Consider the following 2,128-nt stretch of genomic DNA (forward strand, 5'->3'; position numbering starts at 1 on the left):
GCCGAGAGCTGGATCATGAACTTGAAGGCGCCTTCGGGCATGGTGCGCTCGATCACGGCTTTGCTCGGATCGGCCGGATTGTAGAAGACAGTCACCTCCGCGCCGCGGGGAAACTGGGCAAGGGTTTCGGTGACTTCGAAATTCCCCAAATTCTCCTTCACGCTGTAGCGCGAGCTTTGAAATTTCTTGCCGCCGACCTTGTATTCGAAGGTGATCGCCGGAAAATTGCGCATTTCGGTCGTATCAGTGCTGTCCGAACCAACGCCCGAGCTTCTGACCTCGCGTGCCTCGACGCGCGACGAGATGATCTTTCCCGGCGTCGGCAGCCAGCGGCTGAGTGCCTTCACCTCTCGCCATTTCATGAAGGTGATGAACGACAGCGCGCCCGCGACCACGCAGGCAAAGCCGACAAGCATGATCTTGAGTTCCAACTCGTCTCCCCCCAGGAGTGCAGGAACCCGCACATAGACAGCATGGCGGCGGCAATGTCTTGTATTTTCGCAAATCTGAAAAGGCTGAGCAGCGCAAACGGCAACAGCCCACGCCGCGTTATGCAGGCTTCACGGCCAGGAACGTGTTCCATTCTTCGCTATTGCGGCCGACGTTGAAATCGTCCCTGATAAGGACCAGCCCGGCGCCTTCGAGATGGGCGGCGAAGTCGTCCCTGCGCCAGTAGACCATGTGATATTCGCCTGATCTCTCGCCGTCGCCATTGCGCATCGAGACGAGGAAGGCGCCGCCCGGGCGCAGCGACCCGGCTATCTTGGCAAGCACCTGGTCGGTCTGGTCGCGAGGCACGTGGATCAGGACGCATAGGGCAAGGACCGCGTCGTAGGGGCCGCCGAGATCATCGGTGATGAGATCGAGCAACTCGCCATGCTTACCACGCGCGGCCTGCAGCTCGAGAAACCGCTTGGTGGCGTCGGTGCGCCGAACCTTGACGCCCAAATTTTCCAGAAAATCCGCATCGTATCCGGCTCCGGACCCGACTTCCAAAATCCGGCCACCTGTGCCGGCGATTGCCACCAGGCGCTTGAGCGATGCCTGCTCCCTCTCGTTGGGAACATGGCGCACGATGGCATCATATTGTTCCGCATAATCCTCGTAAGCGCTGATCGTTTGACGGCTCTGTGCCAGAGCCTCCGATGACACACCCATCTTTTCCTCCCATGCGTCCTTGTTGGTCAAAGAGCCAGGCACTTTCCTCAGCGAATGCTGCCGGCGGAAGCGTGTCCATCGAGCAGTCCGATATCGCGCTTGAAATGGTCCGACAGCGCACGCTGGTCAAGCAGGCCGCGTGAGCGGGTCCTGAAGGGAGCGGCGAAGAGGTCGAGGATCGGCGGACACCCGAGAAAGCGAACGACGCCAAGCCTGATAGCTTGTCTCAGTTGGCGTCGGCTACCGTCTGCCGGCCCCCGGCCCAGGCGCGCCATTGCCGTTCGTCGCCATGGAAGACATTGAGGTCTATGCGGCCAGTGACGCCGTGCGACAGGCCGGAGCCGGAATACTGCCAGAACAGCCATTTGCGACCGGGATAGACCTTTGACGGATGCTGGGCGACCGCACGCAGCCAAAACGGATAGTCGAGGAATTCGCCCCTGAGATTGTCGCGGTAGAAATCGGGCGCGGTGTAGATGATGGGCCGCTGGCCGTAATAGCGCTCCAGCTTGTCCATGAACACCTGCATCTTTTCCAGCACCTTTTCGCGCGACGGCCGCCGCTTGCAGCTGGACTCGCCGTTCCACTCGACGTCGATCACCGGCGGCAGCGCGCCTTCGACCCTGGGCACGTTGCGGATGAACCAGTCCGCCTGCTCGCCCGCCGTGCGGCACCAGTAGAAGAAATGGTAGGCGCCGCGCTTCAAGCCGGCGGCGTCGGCGTTGCGCCAGTTTTTCATGAACATCGGATCGAGGTGGTCGCCACCGTCGGTCGCCTTGATGTAGGCGAAGTTGGCGCCCTGCGCCCGCAGCTTGTCCCAGTTGACGTTGCCTTGCCAACGCGAGACGTCGACGCCGTGCACTGCAAGGCGGCGAGGCGAACCCTTGCCGAAATTGATCGGCTTGGCGTCGCGAAAACCGTAACGGGTGAGCGGCCCGGCAAGCATGGCCGGTGCCGCGCGGGTCAATAG

Annotated in this window: 3 protein-coding genes; all 3 read right to left on the reverse strand. The window is 61.6% G+C overall.

Features of this window, described 5'->3' with window-relative positions; all coding sequences use genetic code 11:
- Positions 1-431, reverse strand: a 431-nt coding sequence (locus tag EN969_RS28015) for a DUF3592 domain-containing protein (protein ID WP_245467535.1), incomplete at its 3' end; no start/stop codon positions are given.
- Between the two features lie 118 nt (positions 432-549).
- Positions 550-1,158, reverse strand: coding sequence for a class I SAM-dependent methyltransferase (locus tag EN969_RS28020; protein ID WP_063170216.1), 609 nt, complete (start codon positions 1,156-1,158; stop codon positions 550-552).
- 226 nt (positions 1,159-1,384) lie between these two features.
- Positions 1,385-2,128 (reverse strand): GH25 family lysozyme (locus EN969_RS28030; RefSeq protein ID WP_127419580.1); only part of this gene is annotated, 744 nt, incomplete at its 5' end.

Source organism: Mesorhizobium sp. M7A.F.Ca.CA.003.01.2.1, from assembly GCF_003998945.1.
GTDB classification, from domain to species: Bacteria; Pseudomonadota; Alphaproteobacteria; order Rhizobiales; family Rhizobiaceae; genus Mesorhizobium; species Mesorhizobium ciceri.

Coding starts and splice junctions, on each gene's coding strand:
- EN969_RS28020 (WP_063170216.1), bottom strand. CDS start 1,158: ATGGGTGTGTCATCGGAGGCTCTGGCACAGAGCCGTCAAACGATCAGC.